Origin of the sequence: Microbacterium sp. LMI1x-1-1.1 (assembly GCF_040676205.1) — a bacterium.
GTDB classification, from domain to species: Bacteria; Actinomycetota; Actinomycetes; order Actinomycetales; family Microbacteriaceae; genus Microbacterium; species Microbacterium aquilitoris.
The window spans coordinates 1,316,991-1,343,278 of sequence record NZ_JBEGHM010000001.1; the positions used below are offsets into that span (position 1 = coordinate 1,316,991).

A 26,288-nucleotide genomic window follows, 5' to 3' on the forward strand; every position below is an offset into this window, starting at 1 on the left:
CCCGGGCATCCGTCATCGTGTCAGGATCGTGACCATGACTGTTCTCGGTACGAGCGACCTGACCGTGTTCCCCCTGTCCTTCGGCGGCAACGTCTTCGGATGGACGGCGGACCGCGACACCTCCTTCGCCGTCCTCGACGCCTTCGCCGCTGCCGGCGGCGACTTCGTCGACACGGCGGACGTCTACAGCGCCTGGGCGCCGGGCAACTCCGGCGGCGAGAGCGAGACGATCCTCGGCGAGTGGATCGCCGCGCGACGACCGTCCGGCGTCGTGATCGCCACGAAGGTCTCGAAGCACCCCGAGTTCCCCGGTCTGTCGGCGGCCAACGTGCGGGCCGGAGCCGAGGCGTCGCTCACGCGGCTCGGCGTCGACACGATCGACGTCTACTACGCCCACGCAGAGGACGACGAGACCCCGCTGGAAGAGACCGTGGCGGCGTTCGGTGCGCTCGTCTCCGACGGCCTCATCCGCTACCCGGCGATCTCGAACTTCTCCGCCGAGAACACCCGTGAGTGGGTGCGCCTGGCCCGCGAACAGGGCGTCGCGGAGCCGATCGTCACCCAGCCCCGGTACAACCTCGTCGACCGCGCGATCGAGCGCGACGTGAAGCCCGTCGCCGAGGAGCTCGGCCTCACGGTCGTCCCGTACTCGGCCCTGGCCAGCGGGTTCCTCACGGGCAAGTACCGCTCCACCGACGCGTCGGGTCAGTCCTCGCCGCGTGCCGGATCGGCCGCGGCCTACGCGACCCCCGACGGACTCGCCGTGCTCTCGGCGCTCGACGACGTCGCAGCGGCGCACGACGTCGCACCGGCATCCGTCGCCCTCGCCTGGCTGCGCGCGAAGGGCACCGTCCCCATCGCGTCGGCGTCGCGGGTCGACCAGGTCGACGCTCTCATCGCCGGCGCGACGATCGACCTCACCGCCGACGAGGTCGCCGCCCTCGACGCGGCTTCCGCCCCGTTCGTCGGCTGAGTTCCGAAGGACGGATGCCGCCCCGCGATTACCCTGGTGGGGTGGCATCCGTCCTGAACATCTCCGCCTACCTCTTCACGCACATCGCCGACCCCGCGTCGCTGCGTCCTGTGCTGAAGGAGCGCACGGAGGCTCGGGGACTCCGCGGCACGATCCTCCTCGCGGAGGAGGGCATCAACCTCTTCCTGGCCGGACCGGCCGAGGACGTCCGCGGATTCGTCGACGAGCTCCGTGAGGACGAGCGCTTCGCCGCGCTCACGACGAAGGAGAGCTGGTCGGACGAGCAGCCGTTCCGCAAGATGCTCGTCAAGCACAAGCGCGAGATCATCCGGATGGATCGTCCCGCGATCCGACCCGAAGTCGGTCGAGCCCCCGCCGTGGACCCGACGACGCTCCGACGCTGGCTCGACGCGGGGGTCGACGACGACGGGCGCGAGGTCGTTCTGCTCGATACCCGTAATGCGTTCGAGGTCGACCACGGCACCTTCTCGGGCGCGCTCGACTGGCGGATCGAGAAGTTCACCGAGTTCCCCGAAGCCGCCTCGGCCCACCGCGACGAGCTCGTCGGCAAGACGGTCGTCAGCTTCTGCACCGGCGGCATCCGGTGCGAGAAGGCTGCGCTCGTCCTCCGCGAGGACGGGATCGACGCCCGCCAGCTCGAGGGCGGCATCCTCGGCTACTTCGAGCATGTCGGCGCCGACGGGTTCGAGGGCGACTGCTTCGTCTTCGACGAGCGCCGCACCGTCGACGCGTCGCTGCAGCCCACGGGCTGACCCGCGTCGGAGGTCGGGGCTAGCCTCATCCCATGCACCGGCTCACGAGGGACGAGGCCCGCCGCATCGCGGTGCGCGCGCAGCTGCTCGACGCCGAGCGGCCCGGCGACGTCGTCGAGGTCGCCGAGCAGATCGCCGCGATCAAGATCGACCCGACGGCCGTCATCGCCCCCAGCGAGCAGTCGATCTGTTGGTCGCGCATCGGCTGGGCGTACGAGCCGGGACAGCTGTCCAAAGCCGTGGAGACGGACCGCCTGCTGTTCGAGTACGACGGGCACTTCCGCCCGGCATCCCTCCTCCCCGCGCTCCGGGCGATCATGCCGACACGCAGGCTGGGCGGCGCGACGCGACAGTACCTCGATGCGAACGCCGACTTCCGTGCCGAGATCCTGCGGCGCCTCGACCGCGACGGCCCGCTGCAGGCGTCGGAGATCCCCGACACGAGCGCGGTCCAGGCGAAGAACGAGAGCGGCTGGTACGGGGCGAATCAGGTGCCTCGGATGCTGGAACTCCTGTCGTACCTCGGCGACGTCGCGATCAGCGGGCGAGTCGGACGCCAGCGGGTGTGGGACCTGCCCGAGCGGGTCTATGCGGGGACGGATGCCGCGATGAGCCCCACCGACGCCGAAGAGGTGCTCATGGGCCGCCGCCTGCAGGCGCTCGGCATCGCACGGCAGAAATCGTCCTGGTCGGGCGTCGGCACGGCCGGTGACGAGGCCGAGGTGGAGGGGAGCTCATGGCGCTGGCGCGTCGACCCCGAAGCGATCGCGGCGCTCGATGCCGATCCCGGAGGCCGTGCGGCGATCCTCAACCCGTACGACCGGATGCTCTTCGACCGGCCGCGGCTGACCGAACTGTTCGACTTCACCTTCGTCCTCGAGCAGTTCAAGCCGAAGCACCAGCGGGTCTACGGCTACTTCGCGCATCCCATCCTCGTCGGCGATCGTTTCGTCGGCCTCCTCGACGCGGCGCTCGACAAGAAGAAGGAGACCCTCGTGGTCGCCGCCGTCCACGAGCTCGCCCCGATCGATGAGGACGAGCGCGAGATGGTGCACGCCGAGATCCGAGACCTCGGCGAGTGGCTCGGGGTCCCGGTCCGCGGGCTGGAGTGATCCGGGTCAGCGCGCCAGACGCAGCGTGACGAGCTGGAACGGCGACAGGTCGAGCCGGACCGTCCCCGATGACGCGCGGAGCGCGGTCGGTTCGATCCCGCGCTCGAGCAGGTCGGTCTGCGTGACCGTCGAGGTCTCGAAGCCCGCCGTCAGCTGCGCCGACCGTGCCGAGCCGAGCGCTTCGTAAAGACGCACGATGACGTCTCCGGAGCCGTCGTCCGCCAGCTTGACCGCCTCGACGATCACACCGGGGTCGTCGATCGTGAGCAGCGGCGCGACCTCGCCCGCACCCTGCACCGCGAAGGGAGGCAGGTTGAGGCGGAGGCCCTCGCCGATCGCACCCGCAACGGTCGCGGCGGGCAGGACGGAGAGTCGGAACTCGTGCGCGCCCTGGTCTGCCTCGGGGTCGGGGAACAGGGGCGCGCGCACGAGTGTCACGCGCGCGACCGTCCGGGCTCCGCCGTCGGGGCCGGGTGCGCGCTGCACGTCGTGGCCGTACGAGGAGTCGTTCGCCACCGCGACGCCGTAGTCGCCCTCGACGACGCGGATCCACCGGTGCGCCACGGTCTCGAACTTCGCGGCATCCCACGTCGTGTTCGCGTGGACGGGGCGCGAGAGGTGACCGAACTGGATCTCGGACTCCGTGCGTTCGCCGCGCACCCGCAGCGGGAAGGCGATCTTGAGCATCTTCTGCCGCTCCCGCCACTCGAGGCGCAGGGCGATCTCGAGGGCGCCCGAGAACGGGTCGACGCGGTAGCGCTGCTCGAGTTCCGACGCGCCGAAGCGCCGCCGCACGACGAGGTCCGCACCGTCGACGACCACCTCATCCGCATCCGTGAGGGTCGTCCCGAGGGCGCCGTCCTCGGCGTCGATGTTCCAGGCGTCCCATTCGCGAGGGGTGTCGCGGAACAGCTGCAGCACGCCGCCCGGGAAGGCCGGGTCGATGAGCTCGCGGCCCGTCGTGAGGTCGACCGCGCCCACGACGAGCCCCCGCGCGTCGATCGCCCAGTGGAACCGCTCGTGCCGGAACGCCCACCCGTCACCGTCAGGCTCCGGGACCACGGGCAGGACGGATGCCTCGTCCGCGACCGCGAGCGCCGGCGCGCCCGCCAGCGACATCGGCGCCGCGTTCGCGGTCAGCTGCCGATCGCCCTCGCCGGTCAGCGAGCGCAGGGCGGTGTCGATGATCTCCTGCAGCTCCGCCGCGACGCGTGCGTAGGTCGCCTCGGCCTCCTGGTGCACCCAGGCGATCGACGTGCCGGGCAGGATGTCGTGGAACTGGTGCAGGAGCACCGTCTGCCACAGCGAGCGCAGGCGCTCGGCGGGGTAGGCGGCTCCGGTGCGGACGGTGTCGAGTGTCGCCCACAGCTCTGCCGCGCGGAGCAGGTGCTCGCTGCGGCGGTTGCCCCGCTTGGTGCGCGCCTGGGCGCTGTAGGTGCCCCGGTGGTATTCGAGGTACAGCTCGCCCGACCACACCGGCGGGTCGCTGTACTCGGCCTCGGCCTCGGAGAAGAACTGCGACGGTGATCCGAGGTGCACGCGCGGCGACCCCTCGAGGTCGGCCGTACGGCGCGCGGCGGCGATCATCTCGCGGGTGGGCCCGCCACCGCCGTCGCCCCACCCGAACGGGACGAGGGAGTGCGAGGCATCCGCCTTCTCGGCGAACTGGCGTTCGGCGAGGGCGAGTTCCGCGGCCGACAGCTCGGAGTTGTACGTGTCGACCGGAGGGAAATGTGTGAACACGCGGGTCCCGTCGATGCCTTCCCAGAGGAAGGTGTGGTGCGGCATCCGGTTGGTCTCGTTCCACGAGATCTTCTGCGTGAGGAACCACCGCGACCCGGCGGCCCGGATGATCTGGGGGAGTGCCGCGGAGTAGCCGAACGAGTCCGGCAGCCACACCTCGAGCGGCTCGACGCCGAACTCCTCGAGGAAGAACCGCTTGCCTTCGACGAACTGGCGGGCGAGGGCTTCGGAGCCCGGCATGTTCGTGTCGGATTCGACCCACATGCCCCCGACCGGGGCGAAGCGTCCGGCGGCGACGGCATCCTTCATCCGTCCGAACAGCTCGGGGTAGTGCTCCTTCATCCAGGCGTACTGCTGGGCGGATGACGCGGCGAAGACGAAGTCGTCCTCGGTGCGGATGAGGTCGAGGACGTTCGAGAAGGTGCGGGCGACCTTGCGCACCGTCTCGCGGATGGGCCAGAGCCAGGCCGAGTCGATGTGCGCGTGACCGACCGCGGTCAGCTGATGCGACGAGGCGGATGCCGGGGCCGCGAGCACCGCGCGCAGCTGTTCCCTCCCCGCCTCGGCGGTGCCCGTGACGTCGTCGGGGTCGACGGCGTCGACGGCGCGGCCGAGGGCGGCCAGGACCCGGGCATGACGCGTACGGTTCGGCTCGAGCTGGTCGACGAGACCGCGGAGCGTCCAGATGTCCTGCTGCAGCTCCCACACGGTCTCATCGAGAAGGCCGAGCTCCAGCCGACGCAGCCGGTAGATGGGCTCGTCTCCCGCGGTCCGCCGGTCGCCGAGCGGAGTGGCCGCGAACGTGAAGGTGCCGGCGACGCTGGGGTTGCCGGCGGCCTCGATCCAGAGGTCGATCTCGTCGCCCTCGACGGGGACCGAGGCGTTCCGCGGCTCGATGGCCTTGACGATCGAGCCGTCCGGGCGGAAGACGAGCGCCTCGGCCTGGAAGCCGGGACCGGACGCGTCGAAGCCGAGGTCGACGACGAGTTCGGGATGCGTCCCGCTCGTCCCCCGCCAGGACGCCGGGACGCTCCCGGTGACGTGGAACCACACCGTGCCCCACGGACGTCCCCACGCCACGCCCACCGACACCGGATCGTAGGTCTGCCGGATCGCCTCGGCGAACGGGACGGGCTCGCCCGGCACCTCCCACGCGGTGATCGTGAGCGGAGCGGTCTCGCGGTAGAGGGCGGGCGGCAGGCGGTCGCCGGCGAGTCGGTCGATGCGCTGCAGGGCCAGGCGGTCGTTGCGGTGCATGGGGTTCCTTCGGGAGAGAGGCGGCGGGAGGAGGGGCTGTGCTGGTCAGCCCTTGACGGCACCCGAGAGCGCGAACGCCCCCCCGAGACCGCGGGTGACGATCAGGTAGAGGCCGAGGACGGGGACCGAGTACAGAAGCGAGTAGGCGGCCAGACGGCCGTAGGCGACGGCGCCGTACTGCCCGAAGAAGGCGTAGATCGACACGGCGGCGGGTTGCCAGTCGGGGGTCAGGAGCAGCACGAAGGGGACGAAGAAGTTGCCCCACGCCTGCAGGAAGACGAACACGAAGACGACGCTGAGAGCGGGCCGCATGAGGGGGACGACGACCGTGAACAGGGCCCGCATCGCGCTGGCGCCGTCGACCCAGGCGGCCTCCTCCAAGCTGACCGGGACGGAGTCCATGAAGTTCTTCGTCATCCACAGCGCCATCGGTAGTGCGCTGGCCGCGAGGAAGAGCGTCACCGCCCACGGTTGGTTGATCAGGCGCAGCTGCACGAACAGGCTGTAGACCGGCACCATGATCGCCGTGATCGGCAGGCAGCTCGCGAAGAGCACCGAGTAGAGGAACGGCCCGTTGAAGCGGGACCGGTAGCGCGACAGCGGATAGGCGGCGAGGACGGCCGTCACGACGGTCACGACGGCTGCTCCCGTCGACAGCAGCAGGCTGTTGACGAGAGGGCGCAGCGTGAGTTCCGGCGTCAGGACGTCGGTGAAGTTGTCGAGCGTCGGTTGTGCCGGCCAGGCGACCCGGTAGGTCGCCGCGGAGTCGATCGAAGCCAGGATGACCCACGCGAGAGGCGCGGCGAACAGCAGGCCGATGACGATGAGGACGAGGTTCGCCCAGAACCGGGTGGCACGACGGCGCGGCGAGGCCACGCTCGGCGCCCGCCGCGGTCGGCGCGTCGCGGTCGCGGCGCTCACCCGACGCCGCCCCGTCGACGGAGCGAGACGACGTACGCGAGCGAGAACACCGCGCCGAGGGCCAGCATGACGATCGCGATCGCATTGCCGTAGCCGATGTCGCCGAACGAGAACGCCTGGGAGTAGGCGAACACCGGCAGCGTAGACGACAGGTCGCCGGGGCCGCCCTTGGTCATCACCCAGATGAGGGTGAACACCGACAGGGTCTGCAGGGTCGTCAGGAGCAGGTTCGTGAAGATCGTGCCCGAGATCATGGGGAGGGTGATGAACCGGAGTCGCTTCCAGGTGCCGGCGCCGTCGATCATGGCCGACTCGGTCACCTCGGGCGGCACGTCGTCGAGGGCCGCGCGGTAGATCATCATCGAGAACGCCGTGCCGCGCCAGGTGTTGGCCAGGATGATGGCGAGCAGCGGCAGCGAGTACAGCCAGTTCGGGCCCTGGATGCCGACGAGCGACAGCACTCCGTTGAGCGTGCCGTCGGCCGAGAGGAACGCGTAGCTGACGAACGCCGCGACGATCTCGGGCAGGACCCAGGCGGTCACGACGACCACACCGACGGTGCCGGCGACGGCCCGGCTCCCGGCGCGGAAGAGGACGGCGAGCAGCATCCCGAGGACGTTCTGTCCGATGATCGCCGACCCCACGACGAACACGACGGTCAGCAGGACCGACAAGGGCAGGACCGGATCGGCGAACAGCCGCGTGAAGTTGTCGAGGCCGACGAACTCTGGTTTCGCCGCGCTCACCCCGGTGAGGGCGCGATCGGTCAGAGAGCCCGCCACGGCCCACACGATCGGTCCGGCCAGGAAGACCAGGAGCAGGCCGACGGCGGGCAGCAGGGGAACGGCTCGTGCCGGTGTCGCACGCGACCCGACCCGCGTGCGCGCGCGCCGGCGGGCGGGCACGGCCGGGTCGGGGGGCGGTGCGAGGGTCGTCGTCATACGCTCACCCGGTGACGACTCCGTCGTCGCCGGCGATCTTGCGGACGGCGTCGTCGTATGCGGCGGCTGCCTCGGCGGGGGACTGCTGTCCGGTGATGACGGCTTCCGTGGCCTCCTGGGCTGCGACGGAGATCTGCGGGTAGTCGCTGTTGGCGGGGCGGAAGTGGGTGACCGAGACGGCATCCGTCACCGCCTTCACGAACGGATTCGCCTCGAGGTACTCCGGGTCCGCGGCCACGTCCTTTCGGACGGCGATCTGCGAGTTGTTGACGGCGTACCAGAGCGCGTTCTTCTCGTTGACGACCGTCGTCATGAACTCGAACGCGAGGTCGGGGACGTCGGTCTGGGCCGAGGCCGCGAGCGTCCACCCGCCCGACATGCTCACGCCTCCCGGCTCCTGACCGTCCTGTGTCGGGAACAGCGCGACGCCCATCTTGTCGGCGTATTCGGGCCACGCGAAGTCGCCGCCCTCCGCCCAGAACGACGGCGTGTACGAGCCTTCGACCGTCGCGCCGAGGGTCGCCTTAGGGAACATGTCTCCGAAGACCGACTGCCACACGTTGGGGTCGAGCGCCTTGTCGGGGCTGACGGCGTAGCCCTCGTCGTAGAGGGTCTGCAGGAAGGTCAGCGAGTCGACGAAGCCCTGCGAGCCGACGACCCACTTGCCGGACTCGTCATCGTAGAGGCCGGTCCCGTCGCCAGTGCCGTAGAGCAGCTCGTAGAAGCTCTGCATGACGGTGCCTTCGCCCGTGCCGGTTCCGGCGTACATGTTGAAGGGCACCGCGTCGGGCTGGCTCTTCTTGATCTGCGCCGCGGCGGCGAGGATGTCGTCCCAGCTCTCGGGCTGCCATGGCAACGCGATGCCGGCCTTCGAGAGGACGTCCTTGTTGTACCAGATCACGCGGGTGTCGGTGCCCAGGGGCAGCGCGTAGACCTTGCCGTCGGCGCCCTCGCCGGCAGTGCGGGCGTTCTCGTCGAACTGCTCCCAGTCCTTCCACGCGCCGACCTTGTCGTCGAGGTCCAGCAGGTAGCCCGCTTCGATGTCGCTGCGGACCGAGAAGGAGTCCTCGTAGAACACATCCGGTGCCGTGTCGGGGGAGGCGAGCGAGAGCTGCAGACGTGTCTTGTAGTCGTCGTCGCTCGCGGTGATCGGCTCGAGGTCGACGGTGATCCCGTCGTGGGATGCCTCGAACTCCTTCTTCGCCGTCTTCATGAGGGTGTCCATCGCGGTGAACGCGTTCGTCTTCACGTACACGACCGTCACGGTGTCGCCCTCGGATCCGCCGGGATCCGCGGAACACCCCCCGAGAACGAGGACGGCAGCGGCTGCTGCGGCGATGGACGTGATGGCGGTGCGAATTCTCACGGGGCCCCCTTGCTGACCATGACGCCCGTACCCGATGTCCGGACCCCGTAAGTCAAATGGCTGGAATTACGTGAGTCAAGGCGCACCGGAGACCGTGACGTGATTGGGATCACGCCGACGGAACCAGCAGCGACGTCGTCCGCGGGGTGAGCGCCTCGTCGAGGATCAGGCAGGCCGCTCCGATCGCTCCGACGTCCGATCCCAGGACGGTTCCGGACACCGTCACGGGGTGCACGCCCCGGGCCGCACGCAGCTCGTCGAGCCGGGCCGGGATCGTGTCGGTGAACATCTGGCCGACGCGGTCCCAGAGCGGTCCGCCCATCACGATCCGGTCGACGTCGAGCAGGTTCGACACCACGGCCAATGCCCGCGCCACATGCTCGCTGCACCGGCGCAAGAGCTCGTCGGCACCCTGGTCGCCCGCCTCTGCCAGCGCCACGAGTCGGGTCATCGCGGCGTCCACCCCGGTCGGGTGGTCGTCGGGGCGCTCGGCGGGGATGACTCCGCGTCGCTCGGCCTCTTCGATCAGGGGAAGCGGTGCGCAGCTGACGGCGATGCAGCCGCGCAGTCCGCACGCGCACGGAAGGCCGTCCGGGTCGACGACGATGTGGCCGATCTCGCCCGCGTTGCCCGACCCGCCGCGGACGACCTCGTCGCCGATGACGAGGCCGACGCCGAGACCGGTGCCGAGGTAGAGGAACGCGAAGTTCTGCGCGCCGTCGGCCTCGTCCGTCCACTTCTCGGCCACCGCGGCGGCGGTGACGTCCTTCTCGAGCACGACGGGAAGGCCCGTCGCCTCGGCGATCGCGTCGCGCAGGGGCACGCGGTGCCACCCCGCCAGGTTGGGCGGATCCAGCACGATGCCGCGGTGCACGTCGATGGGACCGGGGGCGGCGATGCCGAGGCCGACGATGCGAGTGCGGTCGATGCCCGATTCGGTGAGGACCATCTCGATGTCCTGGATGAGCACGTCGACGGTGTCGGAGGGGTCCTGCGCCGTCGGGGTCGCTCGCGCGTGGCGGCTGACGACGTCGCCGTCGATCCCGAGGACGACGACGGTGATGAGACCGGGATCGAGGTGCACGCCGATCGCGTAGCGGCTGCTGCCGACCAGGCGCAGGGTCGTGCGCGGCTTGCCCCGGCCGGAACTGGTGCGCCCCGCCTCTTCCACGATCCCCGCGTCGAGGAGTCGCTGCACGATGTTCGAGACGGTCTGCGCGGACAGGCCGGTGGTGTCGGCCAGCTCGACACGGCTGTGGCCGTGCGAACGACGGATCTGGTCCAGCACGACCGCTTCGTTGTAACCACCGACGCTGGGTTGATTTGCGCCGCGTCTGGCCATGGGTGAACCTGCTTTGCTCCGAGGGGCGGTTGATCGAGCGTAGCGCGCCCCGCGGCGACCGGCGATCCCCTGCCGGGCCCGCTACATTCGTGGCATGTCCTCGCCCTCACCTCTGGCCGCCCGCACCCTCGAAGACGGCGCTGTGCTGCGCGTCGCGCGGCCCGGCGACGAAGCCGGCATCCTGGCCGCGATCCACGCCCTCGCGGCCTATGAGCGGGAGCCGGATGCCGTCCGCACGACGGTCGGCGACCTCACCGCCGCGCTGTTCGGCGACGACCCGAAGGCGTTCGCCCACGTGATCGAGCGGGACGGCGGCATCCGGGCGATCGCGGTGTGGTTCCTCACCTTCTCGACCTGGACGGGACGCCACGGGATCTGGCTCGAGGACCTGTTCGTCGACGAGACCGATCGCGGGCGCGGGTACGGCACGGCGCTCCTGGGTTCGCTGGCGGCCGTCGCCCTCGAGCGCGGCTACCCGCGGCTCGAATGGACGGTGCTCGACTGGAACGCGCCGGCCGTCGGCTTCTATCGCTCGATCGGTGCCGAGGGCATGGAGGAGTGGACGACGCAGCGGATGGCCGGCGACGCGCTCGCAGCGCTCGCGCGGCGCTGACGGGTCAGGACAGCGGCGAGATCGTCACCGGGTCGCCCAGCCCTGACAGCTTCTGCGTGATCGTCGCGGTGCGTCCGAGGAACCCTGTGGTGGATTCGGCGGCCACGGGCAGTCCTTCGGTCGTGATCCAGAGGGTGTAGGACTCGACCGGGATGTCGTACCACGTGTACGGTGCCGCGCTCACGAGCCGGTAGGCCTCGACGGTGCCGTCGGGCGTCTCAACGTCCTCGGGCTCGGGGGAGACCTGCCACGTCTCGCCGGCGCCGATCAGATCGCCCATGAAGCCGGGGTCGGAGAATACGCGGTAGATCTCCGCCGTCGACCCGGCCTCCTGCTGCGACACATCCGCCGAGTCCACGTCGGCGACGACCGGTCCGTCCCCGTCGTCGAGGAGCATCGCGCCGTCGACGAAGCTGATGGATGCCGGGCCGGCACCGGTCTCCAGCTCGCCCCGGAACTCGAACATCGGGTCGTAGTGATAGACGATCTTCCCGGCCAGTTCGTCGCCCGAGATCGTCAGCGTGCCGCTGTCGTAGCGGACGAGGACCGCTTGGATGCAGGGGCCGAGGTCTCCGCCGGTGACGGTGGTCGCGGTGAGATCGAGGGTCTCGCATTCGACCGGCTTCTCGACGACCGGCGCAGCCGCCGTGGGGGTCGACGAGGGCGTGCCGGGTTCCGTCGGGGTGGTCGTCGCCGTCGACGGCGGATCGGTGGGGCCCGGTTCGGCGGGCCCGGTGCATCCCGTCAGGGCGAGGACCGCCGCCACGGCCGCGATGGACAGGGGCAGGACGGGAGTGCGCACGGGAGCTCCTTGCGTCGACGTGGCGGGAGTCGTCGTCGAGCCTACTCGGGCCGTCTATCGAATCGGATGCCACTGGCGCAAGCCCCTGGGGCGGCATCCGGAACGCCGCCGATCATGGACGGCACATCGCGACGAGAGGAGAACCGTGGCCAGCATCATCGAAACGGTCGATGTCAGTGTGCCGGTGTCGACCGCGTACAACCAGTGGACCCAGTTCGAGTCCTTCCCCCACTTCCTCAGCTACGTCCAGTCGATCACGCAGATCGACGACACGACGAACCGCTGGAATGTGAAGATCGGCGGCGTGGAGCGTGAGTTCACCGCGCACATCACGGAGCAGCATCCGGATGAGCGCGTCGCGTGGAAGAGCGTCGACGAGGATCACGCCGGCGTCGTGACCTTCCACCGCCTGAGCGACACGGAGACGCGCGTCACGGTGCAGCTCGACTGGAAGCCCGAGGGCTTCGTCGAGACCGTCGGCGCCGCCATCGGCGTCGACGACCACGCGGTCAAGAAGGACCTGCAGAAGTTCAAGGAATTCATCGAATCCCGCGGCGCTGAAACCGGTGCCTGGAGAGGCGACGTGGGCTGAGCGGTCGGCGCGTCCGACTGCTCGCGACGGCCCGGTGGTGCATTCCACCGGGCCGTCGTGGCACGGTGGGAACATGACCACTCTCTCCCTCGAAGGCCGCGCTCGCCGCCTTCGCGACCTGCACGCCGCCCCCGAGATCCTCCGCGTCATCAACGTGTGGGACGTCATCTCGGCGAAGGCCGTGCTCGCTCTGCCCGAGACACGAGCGATCGCGACCGCGGGCCACTCGATCGCGGCATCCTTCGGCTACGACGACGGCACGATCCCCCTCGAGACGACGCTCGACATGGTGGGCCGGATCGTCGAGGCCGCCGGCGACGTCCCCGTGTCGGCCGACCTCGACGACGGGTATGAGGACACCGGCGACACGATCCGCCGGGCGATCGGCGTCGGCATCGTCGGCGCCAACATGGAAGACCGTCTCCGGCCCTTCGACGAGGCCGTCGCGCGGGTCGCCGCCGCCGTCGCGGCAGCCGAGTCCGAGGGTGTCCCGTTCGCGCTCAACGCCCGCACCGACGCCATCGCCAGAGCAGGGGACCGCCCGCTCGAGGAGTCGATCGCCGATGCCATCGCGCGCGGTCGCGCGTTCCTCGACGCGGGCGCCGACGTCGTCTTCGTGCCCGGAGCGCTCGACGCCGACACTACGGCCCGCCTGGTCGAGGGCATCGGCCGGGTCAGCGTGATCGGACTGCCCGGCGCCCTCCGCGCGGCCGAATACGAGAAGCTCGGCGTCGCCCGCATCTCCTACGGCCCGCTCACCCAGCGCGTCGCGTTGACGGCGTACCAGGATCTCGCCGCCGATCTGTACCGGGACGGCGTGATCCCGGACAGCACCCGAGCTCTCAACTGACGGCAGCGGGACGGATGCCGGAGCGCGACCTTCGACAGGGCGGGCGGAGCCTGCGTGGTAGGCTCTCCCGTTGGAAGCGTGTCCGAGCGGCCGAAGGAGCATGGCTGGAATCCATGTAGGCGGGGTAACTCGTCTCGCAGGTTCAAATCCTGTCGCTTCCGCCGGAACGAAGCCCCGCACCTGATGGTGCGGGGCTTCGTCGTTCCCGGAGCTACCGGGTCCTCAGCGCTGCCGGGACCTCAGCGCTGCAGCGGCATCGCCTCGGCGAAGGTCGACCCCGGGTGGACGACGAGCGAGCGCGGCAGCAGACGCGCCGCAAGGCGACGTGGCACCGACACGGCGGCGAACAGCCCGGCGCGGATCGCGGCGGCATCCGTCACGAGCTCGTCACCGTCGGCGTCGCCGAACGAACCAGGCTGCGCGTAGCTCGAGCGCTCGACGGCGCCCACGAGCCGGTCCAGCGCGACCGGCGGACCGCCGTGGTCGGCCTGGAGCCGCTCGCCGAACGCCCGCGGCGACTCCGATTCGGGCACCGGGATGCCGAGGTCGAGCGCCGTGTCCTGCACGAGACGCCACGCCGCAGCGGCGCTGCCGCGTCGCGCCTGCGACCGGCGTCGGCGGGAGACGACCGCGCCGGCGAGACCGGGAAGGGAGAGCAGGAGGATGACGCCGGCCACGATCCCCAGGACCGGCAGCACGGTGACGACGGAGAAGGTCGTCGTGGGCGTGGCGCCCGCGGTGGGGTCCTCGTCGGGTCGCGGTGCCGCCGACGCGGTCGAGGTCGGCTGCGGCGTGGCGGTCGCCGACGGCTCGGGCTCGGGCTCGTTCGAGCCGTCGTCCTCCGAGGCGAATCTCTGTGCGGCGCCGAGGCTCTTGGTGGGTTCGAAGGCGACCCAGCCGATGCCCGCGAAGAAGACCTCGGGCCAGGCGTGCAGTTGGGCGGTCGTGGCCTGATAGACGCGATCGTCGCCCTCGACGTCGCCGGTCGGGAGGCCTGGGAGGAATCCCACGACGACGCGGGAGGGCATGTCGAGGGTCCGCGCCATGATCGCGAATGCCGACGCGAAATGGACGCAGTACCCCGACCGCACCTGCAGGAATCGCTCGACGGCTTCGACGCCGGAGCCGTCGAAGCCCTCCTCGACCGGAGCCGAGAGCGAGTAGTCGAAACTCGGCCCGCGGAACCACGACTGCAGGGCGAGCAGACGGTCGTAGTCGTTCGAGGAGTCGGCCGTCACCTCCGTCGCCAGATCGGCGATCTGCGACGGGGTGTCGGCCGGGAGCTCCACCGCTTCGCGGGGGCCGCCGCGGGCCTCGGCCGCGCGCGCCTGCTCGAGGGTGGGCCGCGGCGTCCGGCTCACGACCTCGAACGTCTGGCCGCGTGCGGCGGAGGTGGGCGAGGCGACCGTTCCGTTCGCAGCGGTGATCCGCCAGCTCCCGGTCACCCCGTCGAAGGAGACCGCGTCCGCGGGGACGGGCAGCTGCGCAGAGGAGAGGTCGAGGACCTCGACCGTGCGCCGGTCCTCCACGATCTCGATGCCGTCGGCGGCGGAGTCCTCGGGCGCCCACTCATCGATCGGCACGGAGCGGTTGCGGTCGGGTTGCCACGAGTTCCCCTCCAGCTCGGTGAGGGTCGCGACGCGCAGGTAGGCCGGGGCCGCCGCGGCGCTCCACTGCCGGACCACGGGAATCTCCGCGGGTCGGCGCAGGTCGTCGCCGAGGTTCAGCGACGCGTCGATCGATGTGCCCCCGCCGAACCCGCCACTGGGGGCGGCCGGCGTCGGCAGCGCCGGCGCGGCGATCACGGCGATGACGATGGCGGATGCCGCGATCACGGCCGCGACGGCGCCGACACCGCCGCGCGGTGCGTCGGCGGACCGCGCACGGTGGCGGGCGCGGGTCTCTGCGCGCAGCAGCCACAGCAGGACGACCGCGAGGAACGCGAAGGCCCACAGGTCCATCACCTGCGGCACGGCCAGCGTCGGGATCAGCCAGACGGCGATCAGGGCGACACCGGCGAGCAGCGGCATCCGCGCCGTCAGGACGACGTGGTCGAGGGCGACCGCGAGCAAGCCGACGGCGCCGACGATGAGGAACGTGAGGGAGGCCGAAGCCTCGAGCGGCGCGACGCCGACGGCGATGTCCGAGCTCGCGATCTCGACCAGTCGCGGCACCCGGGCGAACGCCTCACCCGAGGGGATGACGAACAACCAGGCGACATCCGAGAAGAACACGGCCGTCATCGTCGCGATCCAGATCGCCAGGAGGGACGGGGTCACGACGAGCGCACCGAGCCGGAGCCGGCGCAGCAGGTACCCGGCGCCGAGCAGCAGACCGGCGAGGACGAAGGCGAGCGCAGCCCACGCGCCGCCGGCGATCACGCTGAACAGCGGGACGAGGGCGGCCACGAGACCGAGGAGGAGCGCGACGGTCGACGGCCCGTCGTAGCGGGGGCGCGCGGCGCCCTGCGGTTCAGCCGGCATGAGCGCGCATCCCCTCCGTGCCGACCCCGCCCGGCCACAGCGAGTCGAGCTCGTCCTCGGGTTCGAGGCGGTGCACGCGCCACCCGGCCTCCCGCGCCGTCCGCAGCGCGGCATCCCCGCTGCCCTCGACGAACAGGACGGGCATGCTGCTGTGCGTCACGACGGGAGCGAGGGAGGCGGCATCCGTCACGTCCACCTCACCGGTCACGACGACGACCGGGCCGAGCGTGGATCCCGCGAACAGCGGCGCGAGATCCCGGAGCGAACCGTCGCGCCGAGCCGTGAGGGTCGCGAAAGCCGTCGTCATCGCCTCGAGCGCCGTGGTGTCGCCCCCCTCGAGCCCCGGAACGAGTTCGGCGCCGTCCACGTCGATGACCGCGACGCTGTAGCCCTCGCGAACGAATCGCGCCGCCGCCGAGACCACCGTCGAGACCGCCGCCTCGAAGCCGGGATCCTCGCCCGGGGAGCGCAGGGCCTCGCTGGTCCACCGGGCGGCGGTCCGATCGAACACGATGACGGCCTCGGGATTGGACTCGCGCTCCTCCTGCCGGACCATGAGCTCACCGCGATGCGCGCTGGCGCGCCAGTGGATGCGGCGCATCGAGTCGCCCGGAGCGTACGCGCGGGGGATGAGGTTGTCGGCACCCTGCCCGAGCCGGTCGGTGGTGGACTGCATCGTGCCGCCGGCGGCGCCGGGGAGGTCGTCGAGGACCTCGAGCGGGATGAAGGCAGGGGTCACCGTGAGGGGCACGCTCCCGCCGAGCTGCTGCAGCCGGCGCGTCAGACCGAAGGGATCGGTGGTCTCGACGACGAGCGGACCGATCGGGCGCACGCCTCGCCGCCGCGCATGCACACGGTAGGCGATGTCCACGCGGTGGCTGCCCGCGGCGAGCCCCGAGCGGAGCGCCGGATAGACGCCGGTCGGCTCGCCCTCGACACCCCGGGGCAGCCTGTCGTGCCAGGTTCCCACGACCGTCGGCAGCATGGAGCGCGAATCGACCCGGACCCGGACGTCCACCTCGCCGCCCACGGCGGCCACGTCCGGGGCGAAGGAGCGATGCACGCCGTCGGCCCGGTGACCGAGCCACAACGATGCGAAGGACAGCCCCACGACCGCCACGAGGAGGACGCCGAAGAACACGAGCGCGGGCACGCCGACGATCGGCGCCAGCACGAAGGAGGCGAGGCCCAGGAGGACCGCTCCCGTGCCGCGAGGAGTCAGCGGCCATCGCGTCATGACGGGCGACCGGTCAGCGCGCGGCGACGGGGACGCGCACCGAGCCCACGACCTGCTCGAGTGCGGCGGCGACGAGGTCTGCCCCGCCCCGTCCGCGGGACACCGCCCCGCCGCGGGCCGCGATCAGCCGGTGGGCGAAGACGGGTTCGATCAGCGCCACGAGATCGTCGGGGATGACGTACTCGCGTCCTTCGAGGGCGGCCCACACCTTCGCGGCGCGGATGAGCTGCAGCGTCGCGCGGGGGCTCGCGCCGAGTCGCAGGTCCGAGTGCTCGCGCGTCGCCCGCGACAGCGCGACGGCGTACTCCTCGACGGCGGGCGAGACGTGGACCGTCCGTGCCCAGGAGATGAGCGAGGCGACGCTCTCGGCGGTGATCACCGGACGGATCGCGTCGAGGGGGTTCGCGCTGTCGCGCTGGCGCAGCATGAGCGCTTCGTTCGCGGCATCCGGGTACCCCATCGAGATGCGCATCATGAACCGGTCGCGCTGCGCTTCGGGGAGCGCGTAGGTTCCCTCCATCTCGAGAGGGTTCTGGGTCGCGACGACGAGGAACGGATCCGGCAGACCTCGGCTCGTGCCGTCGACGGTCACCTGGCGCTCCTCCATCGCCTCGAGCAGTGCGGACTGCGTCTTAGGGGAGGAGCGGTTGATCTCGTCGGCGATCACGATGTGGGCGAAGATCGCGCCCGGCTTGAAGTCGAACCGACTCTCGGACTGGTCGTAGACGCTCACGCCGGTCACATCGCTCGGCAGCAGGTCGGGAGTGAACTGGATGCGGCGCACGGTCGCCCGGATCGAGGAGCCCAGCGCGCGGGCGAGCATCGTCTTGCCGACGCCGGGGACGTCCTCGATCAGCAGATGACCTTCGGCCAGCAGGCAGACCAGAGCGGCACGGACGGCGTGCGGCTTGCCGTCGATGACCTTCGACACCGACTCGACGAGTGCGGTCGTCGTCTCGGCGAACACGGTCGCATCGACCCGGCTGGTGGACCGCGTCGCGGTCCCGCCCCCCGGCGCCGTCATGGTCGTCTGGTCTTCGGTCATCCGTCCCCCTCACGCGGTCGGCGCAGCAGCGCGCCCGGACCGATGCTAACCCGGCCGTCGTAGGCGGGCGCCCGACGTCGGGTAGACTTGCAGCAGCTCTCCGCGAGACGGCACCCAGGCCAACTCCCCCAGGACGGAAACGTAGCAAGGGTAACCGGGCTCTGCCGGGTTCGCGGAGAGTCTTATTTTTGCAGGGGTACCCGCTTCGACCGCAGCCTCGGCTCCCAGCCCGGTCATCGACCCGCGAGCCTAGGCTGGATGCGTGGCTCAGAGCATCTACATCACCTCAGCCGAAGGTCACTCCGGCAAGTCGACGATCGCCCTGGGTGTCCTCGACACCCTGAGCCGTCGGTCGCCACGCGTCGGGGTCTTCCGAGCGATCGCCCGCTCGACCGAGGAACGCGACTACGTGCTCGAGATGCTCCTCGACCACGACGGTGTCGACCTCGGCTACGACGAGTGCATCGGCGCCACCTACGACGAGGTCCGCGCCGATCCGGATGCCGCTCTCGGCCGCATCGTGGAGCGCTACAAGGCTGTGGAGGCGCAGTGCGACGCCGTCGTCATCGTCGGCAGCGACTACACCGACGTGGGCAGTCCCGCCGAGCTCGGGTACAACGCCCGGATCGCCGCGAACCTCGGCGCTCCGGTGCTCGTCGTACTGGCCGGTCAGCCCGCCGACGGGGAGCGTTCGCCGGATGCCGGGGGTCTGTCGCCCGAGCAGGTGGGGAACCTCGCGACTCTCGCCCTGGCGGAGCTCAAGCACGAGCGTGCGGGGATCTTCGCGGTCGTCGTCAACCGGGCCGACCCGGAGCGCCTCGACGACATCGTCGCAGCCGTCCGGGAGGTCCCCGCCGCGGCGGGCGACATCGGCGTCTGGGCGATCCCGGAGGACGCCTACCTCGTGGCTCCGTCCGTGGGCGACGTCGCCCGCTCGCTCGGGGCGAGCCTGGTCAAGGGCGACGAGACCCTTCTCGACCGCGAAGTCCTGCACGTCGTCGTGGCGGGGATGTCGCTCAACAACGTCCTGCCGCGGCTCGAAGAGGCGGCGATCCTCGCCGTCGCAGCCGACCGCACCGAAGTGCTCCTCGCGGCACTGTTGGCGAATGCGTCCGGAACCTTCCCGTCGCTGTCGGGCATCGTCCTCTACGGTCCGTTCGAGCTCCCCGAACACGTCGAGCGGCTGATCGACGGGCTCGACTCGAACCTCCCGATCCTCGCGACCGATCAGGGTACGTACGAGACCGTCCGCGGCATCATGAGCGCGCGCGGTCGACTGGCGGCGCACTCGCAGCGACGCTACGACACCGCGCTGGCGCTTTTCGACACGCACGTCGACACCGATGATCTGCTGCGTCGCATCGGGCTCGCGAGCTCGAGCGTCGTCACGCCCCTCATGTTCCAGTACGGCCTCATCGAGCGTGCGCGCAGCGAGCGCCGGCGCATCGTGCTGCCCGAGGGGAGCGACGACCGCATCCTCCGCGCCGCGGCGACGGCCCTCGCCCGCGGCATCGCCGACATCACGATCCTCGGCGAGCCGATCGAGGTGCGCTCCCGTGCGCTCGAGCTGGGTCTCGACATCCAGGCCGCCGAGGTCCTCAGCCCGTTCGACGCCGTCCACGTCGACAAGTTCGCCCGGGAGTACGAGCGCCTCCGCGCCCACAAGGGCATCACGTTCCGCCAGGCCGCCGACACCGTCACGGACGTCTCCTACTTCGGCACGCTGATGGTGCACCTGGGGCTCGCCGACGGCATGGTCTCGGGTGCCGCGCACACGACGGCGCACACGATCCGTCCCGCGTTCGAGATCATCAAGACGAAGCCGGGCGTCGACGTGGTCTCGAGCGTGTTCCTCATGGCGCTCGCCGACCGCGTCCTCGTCTACGGCGATTGCGCCGTGATCCCCGATCCGACCGCCCCGCAGCTCGCCGACATCGCCGTCTCGTCGGCCGCGACGGCGGACCAGTTCGGGATCTCGCCGCGGGTCGCGATGCTGTCCTACTCGACGGGGGAGTCCGGCTCGGGCGCCGACGTCGAGAAGGTCCGCGAGGCCACCGCGCTCGTGCGCGAGCGCGCCCCGAAGCTGCTCGTCGAAGGCCCCATCCAGTACGACGCGGCCACTGACGCCGCGGTCGCCGCGACGAAGATGCCGGGCTCGGATGTCGCCGGCCGGGCGACCGTGTTCGTGTTCCCCGATCTCAACACCGGCAACAACACGTACAAGGCCGTGCAGCGTTCGGCCGGCGCGGTCGCGATGGGCCCGGTCCTGCAGGGCCTCAACAAGCCCATCAACGACCTCTCCCGCGGAGCGCTCGTCGAAGACATCGTCAACACCATCGCGATCACCGCGATCCAAGCCCAGAATGCGGCGGATGCCGCAGCCCCGGAGACCCGCGCATGACCCCCGTCCTCGTCATCAACAGCGGCTCGTCGTCGTTCAAGTACCAGCTCGTCGACGTCGAGACCGAGCGAGCCCTGGCCTCGGGGCTCGTGGAGCGGATCGGCGAGGCGACCGGCGTCGCCACGCACACCGTCTTCTTCGCCGAGGAGGGGGCCGGCGTCACCGCGACGAAGGCGACGACGCGCATCGAACGCCCGATCCCGGATCACACGACCGGCTTCGCGGTCATGCTCGAGGCCTTCGGCGCTCAGGGTCCGTCGCTCGATCGGGCACGGCCCGTCGCCGTCGGCCATCGCGTCGTCCAGGGCGGTGCGCGCTTCTTCGAGCCGACCCTCGTCACCCCGCTCGTCGAGATCAACATCGACGAGCTCTCGGCCCTCGCGCCGCTCCACAATCCGGGCGCGCTCCAGGGCATCCGCGCGGCGCGGGCGGCCTTCGCCGACGTCCCGCACGTGGCCGTGTTCGACACCGCCTTCCACCAGACGATGCCGGCGGCGGCGTACACCTACGCCATCGATCGTGAGATGGCGCAGAAGCACCGCATCCGCAAGTACGGCTTCCACGGTACGAGCCACAAGTTCGTGAGCGAGGCCGCAGCCGCCTTCCTCGGGCGGCCGCTCGCGGAGCTCTCGCAGATCGTGCTGCACTTGGGTAACGGCGCCTCGGCGACCGCCATCCGCGGGGGCGAATCCGTCGACACGTCCATGGGCCTCACCCCGCTCGAGGGCCTCGTGATGGGGACCCGTTCGGGCGACATCGACCCCTCCGTCCTCGGCGTCCTCGCCCGACGCGAGGACATGGCCCCGGGCGAGCTCGACTCGTTCCTGAACAAGAGGAGCGGGCTCCTCGGTCTCGCCGGCGCCTCGGACATGCGCGACATCGACGCGCGTCGGCAGGCGGGGGATGCCGACGCCACGCTCGCGTTCGACGTCTACATCCACCGGCTCCGCGCGTACATCGGCGCGTATCTGGCTCAGCTCGGCGGTGCCGACGTCATCTCGTTCACCGCGGGCGTGGGCGAGAACTCCGCCGTGGTGCGGGCGGCGGCTCTCGAGACGTTCGGCTTCGCCGGGGTGCGAGTGGATGCCGAGCGCAATGCCTCCCGCGAGCGCGGCATCCGTGTCATCTCGACCGACGACTCGCCCGTCACCGTCCTCGTCGTCCCGACGGACGAGGAACTCGAGATCGCCCGCCAGGCCCACACGGTCGCGACGGCGTGACGGATACGCTGGAGGCGTGACGATGGCCGAGCTCCCCGACCTCACCCGTTTCGACGGCGTCCTCTTCGACCTCGACGGCGTGCTCACGCCGACCGCCGAGGTCCACATGCACGCCTGGGAGAGCATGTTCACCGAGCTGTTCTCGGCCTGGGGCATAGAACCGGCCTACGCCGAGGGCGACTACTTCGAGCACCTCGACGGCAAGAAGCGCTACGACGGCGTCGCGAGCCTGCTGCGCTCCCGCGACGTCGAGGTCCCCTGGGGCAATCCCTCCGACGACCCGTCCGCCGACACCGTGTGCGGGATCGGCAACCGCAAGAACGTCGTCTTCGAGCGGGTCCTCCGCGCCGACGGCATCGCCGCCTACCCGGGCTCGCTCGCCCTCGTCGAGAAGCTGCAGGCAGCCGGCGTCCCGATCGCGGTGGTCTCCAGCTCGAAGAACGCCCGCGAGGTCCTCACCGCCGCCGGCATCATCGACCGCTTCCCGGTCGTCATGGACGGCGTCGTCGCCGAGGCCGAGCACCTGGACTCCAAGCCCGCCCCCGACGTCTTCGCCCGCGCGGCCGAGATGCTCGGCGTCGACCCTCGGCACAGCGCCGCCGTCGAGGACGCGCACTCCGGCGTGCGCTCGGCCGCCGCGGCCGGGTACGGTCTCGTGGTGGGTGTCGACCGCGGCGCAGGGGAAGCCGCCCTGCGCGAGGCCGGCGCTCACGTCGTCGTCGACGACCTCGCCGTCTTCGTCTGATCCGCCCCGGCGCGCCCGCGCCACCGGCACCCCCCCCGCTTCTCGTCCTGCCACCCGAAGAAGGACCCTTCATGATCGATCGTCAGCGCTTCCCCGTGGACCCGTGGCGTCTCGTCGAGACGTCGTTCTCGCTGGACGACCCCGGCGTCACCGAGACCCTCTTCGCCGAGGGGAACGGCTACCTGGGTCTGCGCGGCAACCACCCCGAAGGCCGCCACGCCCACGAGCACGGCACCTTCCTCAACGGCTTCCACGAGGTCTTCCCGATCCGCCACGCCGAGCGCGCGTTCGGGTTCGCCGAGGTCGGTCAGACGATCATCAACGCGCCCGACAGCAAGGTCATGCGCGTCTACGTCGACGACGAGCCCCTCTCGCTCGACATCGCCGACCTCCGGGAGTACGAGCGCGCCCTCGACATGCGCCGGGGCGTCCTCACCCGCCACATCCGATGGATGACACCGAGCGGCAAGGACGTCGTGATCGACTACGAGCGGCTGGTCTCGTTCGAGGAGCGGCACGTCGCCGTCATGCGGATCTCGGTCACCGTCCTCAACGCCGACGCGCCCGTCACCGTCAGCTGTCAGCTGATCAACCGGCAGGACGGTCAGGACGTCTACGGCGGCGGAGGCCTGGGAAAGCAGGCCTCGGCCGGCTTCGACCCGCGCAAGGCCGACGGCTTCCAGGACCGCGTGCTGCAGCCCGAGGACTACTGGCAGGACGGCGACCGCGCCGCGCTGTCCTACAAGGTGAGCGAATCGGGCATGACGGTGGCCGTCGTCGCCGACCACCTCGTCGAGACCGACAACGAGTACTCGTCCCGCTCCCTCGTCGAGCCCGACATCGCCAAGAACGTCTTCCGGGTGCAGGCGCGCCAGGGGGTGCCCGTCACGATCACGAAGGCCGTGGCGTACCACACGTCCCGCGGCGTCCCCGCGCGGGAACTGGTCGAGCGAGCCCGTCGCACCCTCGACCGGGTCGAGCACGAGGGCATCCAGAACCTCTTCGATCGCCAGGAGGCCTGGATCTCGGCGTTCTGGGAGCGCTCGGACGTGGTCATCGAGGGCCACGACGACCTCCAGCAGGCGACGCGCTGGTGCCTGTACCAGCTCGCACAGGCGGCCGCCCGGGCGGACTCGCTCGGCGTGCCCGCCAAGGGCGTCACGGGATCGGGCTACAGCGGCCACTACTTCTGGGACACCGAGGTCTACGTCCTGCCCTTCCTCGCCTACACGACTCCGCTCTGGGCGCGGAACGCGCTGCGGATGCGGTACCTCATGCTCCCCGCTGCGCGGAAGCGCGCCGGCCAGCTGAACGAGGCGGGAGCGCTGTTCCCCTGGCGCACCATCAATGGCGAAGAGGCGTCCGCCTACTACGCCGCCGGGACCGCGCAGTACCACATCAACGCCGACATCGCCTTCGCCCTCGGCAAGTACGTCCGCGCCACCGGCGACACCGACTTCCTCTACCGGGAGGGCGTCGACATCCTCGTCGAGACCGCGCGCCTGTGGGCGACGCTCGGCTTCTGGCGGTTCACCGAGACCGGTGACCCCGAGAGCTTCCACATCCACGGCGTGACGGGTCCCGACGAGTACACGACCGTCGTCAACGACAACCTGTTCACGAACGTCATGGCCCGCTACAACCTCCGGTACGCGGCCAGGGTCGTCCGCGAGATGGCGATCGACCAGCCCGAGTCCTATCGGGCGATGGCGGAGCGGCTCGACCTCGACGAGGCGGAGCCGGCCGCCTGGCAGAGCGCCGGCGAAGCCATGCACATCCCGTACAGCGAAGCCCTCGGCATCCACCCGCAGGACGCGGTCTTCCTCGAGCGCGAGGTGTGGGACCTCGAGAACACCCCCGAGGAGCAGCGCCCGCTGCTGCTGCACTTCCACCCGCTCGTGATCTACCGGTACCAGGTGCTCAAGCAGGCCGACGTCGTGCTCGCGCTGTACCTGCAGGGCAACCAGTTCACCCCTGCTGAGAAGCTCGCCGACTTCGAGTACTACGACGCACTGACGACGGGGGATTCGACGCTGTCCGCGGTCGTCCAGGCGATCCTCGCCGCCGAGGTGGGGTACCAGGACCTCGCGCTGGAGTACTTCCGCGAATCCGCCTTCGTCGATCTCGGCGACCTGCACAGCAACGCGTCCGATGGCGTGCACGTGGCCTCGGCCGGCGGCGTGTGGACGGCCCTCGTCGCCGGGTTCGGCGGGATGCGCGACCACCGCGGTGCGCTGAGCTTCGACCCGCGTCTGCCGGCGGATTGGCCGTCGCTGTCGTACACGCTGCACTGGCACGGCACCCGCCTGCAGATCACCGTCCGCCGCGACGAGATGGTCGTCTCAGCGGGCGACGGACCGGGGGTCTCGTTCACGGTCCGCGGCGCCGGCTACACGGTCGCGGGCGGCGAGACGGTCACGGTGCCGCTGCAGGGCCAGGGCCCCGTCATCGCGGGTCGTCCGACGCTGAAGCAGATCGGCGAGCAGCTCCGTGAGGACGGCACGCTGCTGTCGGCATCGGTGCCCGATGCGACCGCCGCCACCTCCGTCCCCGTCCACACCGGAACGATCCCCATCGTGACGGCCGACTCCGAGAACACGGATGCCGCGGGCGAACCCGACACCCGGACGCAGCAGATCCTCGCGATCGACGCGGGCGACGTGACCGCGAGGGTCTGACCTCAGACCCCCGCGGCCACCCGCTCGCGGAAGATGGCGCGGACGGCCTCGCGTCCGGCCCGATTGGCGCCGACCGTCGACTGCGACGGGCCGTAGCCGATGAGGAAGAGGCGCGGCTCGTCGATCGCGCGGGTGTCGCGCACCCGGACGCCTCCGGCGGCGGTGCGCAGCCCGAGCGGGGCGAGGTGGGCGATGTCGGCCCGGAACCCGGTGGCCCACAGGATGACCTCCGCGGGCTCGAGGGTGCCGTCCGGCATCCGCACCCCGTCCGGTTCGACAGCGGTGAACATCGGATGCCACACCAGAGCCCCGCGGTCCTTCGCCGCCTGCGCCCACGGCGACCAGTGGGCTCCGGTGACCGACACGACGCTCCCCGGCGGGAGGCCCTGCCGCACGCGCTCCTCGACACCCGCGATGGCCTGGATGCGGGCGGCCGTGTCGAAGCCCGTCGCGTCCCACTGCGGCTCGGCGCGCGAGACCCAGAAGGTGTCGGTCACCCGCGAGATCTCGTCGAGCAACTGGATCGCCGAGACCCCGGCGCCCACGATGACGACCCGTCGGCCCCGGAACTCCTCGGCGGAACGGTAGTCGTGGACGTGCAGCTGTCGTCCTGCGAACGATCCCTGTCCGGGGTAGGTCGGCCAGAAGGGCTTCCGCCACGTGCCGGTCGCGTTGATGACGTACCGCGCCGACCACGAGACGGGCGTCCCGGCATCCTCCGCCTCGATCGTCAGCGGTCCGTGCGGGTCGTCGTCCGGGCGTCGGACGGCGCGGACGAGGACGGGCCGCCGCACCCGCAGGTCGTACCGGTCCTCGTAGGCGGCGAAGTAGGCGGGCAGCACCTCGCGGCTGGGGGCCTCCGGATCGGCGGGCGGCACAGCGTAGCCCGGCAGTTCGTGGATGCCGTTGACCGTCCCCATGAGGAGGGTGGGCCACCGGTGCTGCCAGGCGCCACCGGGATCGGCGTCGGCGTCGACGACGAGGAAGGTGGGGGAGCCGTCGGCGGCGGCGTCGCGGAGCGGGACGAACCCGCGGCGGCGCAGGTGGTACGCGGCGCTCAGCCCCGCCTGGCCCGCGCCGATGACGAGGACGTCGACGGGGGTGGGGGGCATGCCCGCTGCAACGCGCGCGGTGCCCGCGCTGTTCCCCCTCGCGGTCGCCCGGGCCGCCCCGACGGCGCGCCCGTTAGGCTGA

The 26,288-nt window shown here is 70.9% G+C and carries 20 protein-coding genes, 1 tRNA gene and 1 other RNA gene; 12 read left to right on the plus strand and 10 right to left on the minus strand.

Going from position 1 to position 26,288, the window contains the following annotated elements; translation table 11 throughout:
- Positions 1-34 precede the first annotated feature (34 nt).
- The 3 genes from MRBLMI1x_RS06430 to MRBLMI1x_RS06440 are packed head-to-tail and all read left to right on the plus strand — an operon-like array spanning position 35 to position 2,858.
- Positions 35-973 (plus strand): aldo/keto reductase, encoded by a 939-nt coding sequence (locus MRBLMI1x_RS06430; RefSeq protein WP_363457340.1) that lies wholly within the window; start codon positions 35-37, stop codon positions 971-973.
- A 41-nt stretch (positions 974-1,014) separates the two neighbouring features.
- Positions 1,015-1,746: a sulfurtransferase gene (locus MRBLMI1x_RS06435; RefSeq protein ID WP_116228283.1), complete on the plus strand. Its 732-nt coding sequence runs from the start codon at positions 1,015-1,017 to the stop codon at positions 1,744-1,746.
- A gap of 32 nt (positions 1,747-1,778) precedes the next feature.
- Entirely contained in the window at positions 1,779-2,858 is a 1,080-nt protein-coding gene (locus tag MRBLMI1x_RS06440; protein WP_363457344.1) for a DNA glycosylase AlkZ-like family protein, read from the plus strand.
- Between the two features lie 6 nt (positions 2,859-2,864).
- On the opposite strand, the gene MRBLMI1x_RS06445 is transcribed toward MRBLMI1x_RS06440, so the two are convergent.
- The 5 genes from MRBLMI1x_RS06445 to MRBLMI1x_RS06465 all read right to left on the minus strand — a co-directional run bounded on the left by MRBLMI1x_RS06445 (position 2,865) and on the right by MRBLMI1x_RS06465 (position 10,374).
- Positions 2,865-5,858, minus strand: a complete 2,994-nt coding sequence (locus MRBLMI1x_RS06445) for an alpha-mannosidase (RefSeq protein ID WP_363457347.1) — start codon at positions 5,856-5,858, stop codon at positions 2,865-2,867.
- A 45-nt stretch (positions 5,859-5,903) separates the two neighbouring features.
- The gene (locus MRBLMI1x_RS06450) at positions 5,904-6,779 is read right to left on the minus strand and encodes a carbohydrate ABC transporter permease (RefSeq protein ID WP_363457350.1); all 876 of its coding nucleotides are present in this window, start codon (positions 6,777-6,779) and stop codon (positions 5,904-5,906) included.
- Complete coding sequence (locus MRBLMI1x_RS06455) at positions 6,776-7,720, minus strand: carbohydrate ABC transporter permease (protein ID WP_018187014.1); 945 nt, start codon at positions 7,718-7,720, stop codon at positions 6,776-6,778. The genes MRBLMI1x_RS06450 and MRBLMI1x_RS06455 overlap by 4 nt, the downstream gene beginning before the upstream one ends.
- 4 nt (positions 7,721-7,724) lie before the next feature.
- Positions 7,725-9,086 carry an extracellular solute-binding protein gene (locus tag MRBLMI1x_RS06460; RefSeq protein ID WP_363457354.1) on the minus strand — a complete coding sequence of 454 codons (1,362 nt, stop codon included), beginning with the start codon at positions 9,084-9,086 and terminating at the stop codon, positions 7,725-7,727.
- 109 nt (positions 9,087-9,195) lie between these two features.
- Entirely contained in the window at positions 9,196-10,374 is a 1,179-nt protein-coding gene (locus MRBLMI1x_RS06465) for an ROK family transcriptional regulator (RefSeq protein WP_020098167.1), read from the minus strand.
- Positions 10,375-10,522: 148 nt separating this feature from the next.
- On the opposite strand from MRBLMI1x_RS06465, the gene MRBLMI1x_RS06470 reads away from it, so the two are divergent.
- The gene (locus tag MRBLMI1x_RS06470) at positions 10,523-11,041 is read left to right on the plus strand and encodes a GNAT family N-acetyltransferase (RefSeq protein ID WP_363457357.1); all 519 of its coding nucleotides are present in this window, start codon (positions 10,523-10,525) and stop codon (positions 11,039-11,041) included.
- Between the two features lie 4 nt (positions 11,042-11,045).
- Here the strand turns inward: MRBLMI1x_RS06470 and MRBLMI1x_RS06475 are convergent, their stop codons facing one another.
- Positions 11,046-11,843, minus strand: coding sequence for a hypothetical protein (locus MRBLMI1x_RS06475; RefSeq protein ID WP_363457360.1), 798 nt, complete (start codon positions 11,841-11,843; stop codon positions 11,046-11,048).
- A 145-nt stretch (positions 11,844-11,988) separates the two neighbouring features.
- Here MRBLMI1x_RS06475 and MRBLMI1x_RS06480 point away from each other — a divergent pair, with 145 nt between their 5' ends.
- The 3 genes from MRBLMI1x_RS06480 (at position 11,989) to MRBLMI1x_RS06490 (ending at position 13,446) form a co-directional block, all read left to right on the plus strand.
- On the plus strand, positions 11,989-12,435 hold the full coding sequence (locus tag MRBLMI1x_RS06480) for an SRPBCC family protein (protein WP_020098170.1): 447 nt from the start codon (positions 11,989-11,991) through the stop codon (positions 12,433-12,435).
- Between the two features lie 73 nt (positions 12,436-12,508).
- Complete coding sequence (locus MRBLMI1x_RS06485) at positions 12,509-13,285, plus strand: isocitrate lyase/PEP mutase family protein (protein ID WP_018187020.1); 777 nt, start codon at positions 12,509-12,511, stop codon at positions 13,283-13,285.
- Between the two features lie 72 nt (positions 13,286-13,357).
- Positions 13,358-13,446, plus strand: a tRNA-Ser gene (locus MRBLMI1x_RS06490).
- A gap of 78 nt (positions 13,447-13,524) precedes the next feature.
- Here the strand turns inward: MRBLMI1x_RS06490 and MRBLMI1x_RS06495 are convergent.
- The 3 genes from MRBLMI1x_RS06495 to MRBLMI1x_RS06505 are packed head-to-tail and all read right to left on the minus strand — an operon-like array spanning position 13,525 to position 18,050.
- Positions 13,525-15,768, minus strand: a complete 2,244-nt coding sequence (locus tag MRBLMI1x_RS06495) for a transglutaminaseTgpA domain-containing protein (protein ID WP_018187021.1) — start codon at positions 15,766-15,768, stop codon at positions 13,525-13,527.
- Positions 15,758-17,005, minus strand: coding sequence for a DUF58 domain-containing protein (locus tag MRBLMI1x_RS06500; RefSeq protein WP_363457365.1), 1,248 nt, complete (start codon positions 17,003-17,005; stop codon positions 15,758-15,760). The genes MRBLMI1x_RS06495 and MRBLMI1x_RS06500 overlap by 11 nt, the downstream gene beginning before the upstream one ends.
- Positions 17,006-17,018: 13 nt before the next feature.
- Positions 17,019-18,050 carry an AAA family ATPase gene (locus tag MRBLMI1x_RS06505; protein ID WP_363457368.1) on the minus strand — a complete coding sequence of 344 codons (1,032 nt, stop codon included), beginning with the start codon at positions 18,048-18,050 and terminating at the stop codon, positions 17,019-17,021.
- A gap of 91 nt (positions 18,051-18,141) precedes the next feature.
- Here MRBLMI1x_RS06505 and ffs point away from each other — a divergent pair.
- From ffs to MRBLMI1x_RS06530, 5 genes are all read left to right on the plus strand, one after another.
- Positions 18,142-18,238, plus strand: an RNA gene (ffs, locus tag MRBLMI1x_RS06510) — signal recognition particle sRNA small type.
- Positions 18,239-18,312: 74 nt separating this feature from the next.
- The gene (pta, locus tag MRBLMI1x_RS06515) at positions 18,313-20,451 is read left to right on the plus strand and encodes a phosphate acetyltransferase (protein WP_116228292.1); all 2,139 of its coding nucleotides are present in this window, start codon (positions 18,313-18,315) and stop codon (positions 20,449-20,451) included.
- Positions 20,448-21,671 (plus strand): acetate/propionate family kinase, encoded by a 1,224-nt coding sequence (locus MRBLMI1x_RS06520; RefSeq protein WP_363457371.1) that lies wholly within the window; start codon positions 20,448-20,450, stop codon positions 21,669-21,671. The genes pta and MRBLMI1x_RS06520 overlap by 4 nt, the downstream gene beginning before the upstream one ends.
- Positions 21,672-21,693: 22 nt before the next feature.
- A complete protein-coding gene (locus MRBLMI1x_RS06525; protein ID WP_363457842.1) occupies positions 21,694-22,416 on the plus strand; it encodes an HAD family hydrolase in 723 nt (240 codons plus the stop codon).
- A 71-nt stretch (positions 22,417-22,487) separates the two neighbouring features.
- A complete protein-coding gene (locus tag MRBLMI1x_RS06530; protein ID WP_363457374.1) occupies positions 22,488-25,094 on the plus strand; it encodes a glycoside hydrolase family 65 protein in 2,607 nt (868 codons plus the stop codon).
- Positions 25,095-25,096: 2 nt separating this feature from the next.
- Here MRBLMI1x_RS06530 and MRBLMI1x_RS06535 read toward each other — a convergent pair whose 3' ends face one another.
- Positions 25,097-26,206, minus strand: a complete 1,110-nt coding sequence (locus tag MRBLMI1x_RS06535; RefSeq protein ID WP_363457377.1) for an NAD(P)-binding domain-containing protein — start codon at positions 26,204-26,206, stop codon at positions 25,097-25,099.
- Between the last annotated feature and the right edge of the window lie 82 nt (positions 26,207-26,288).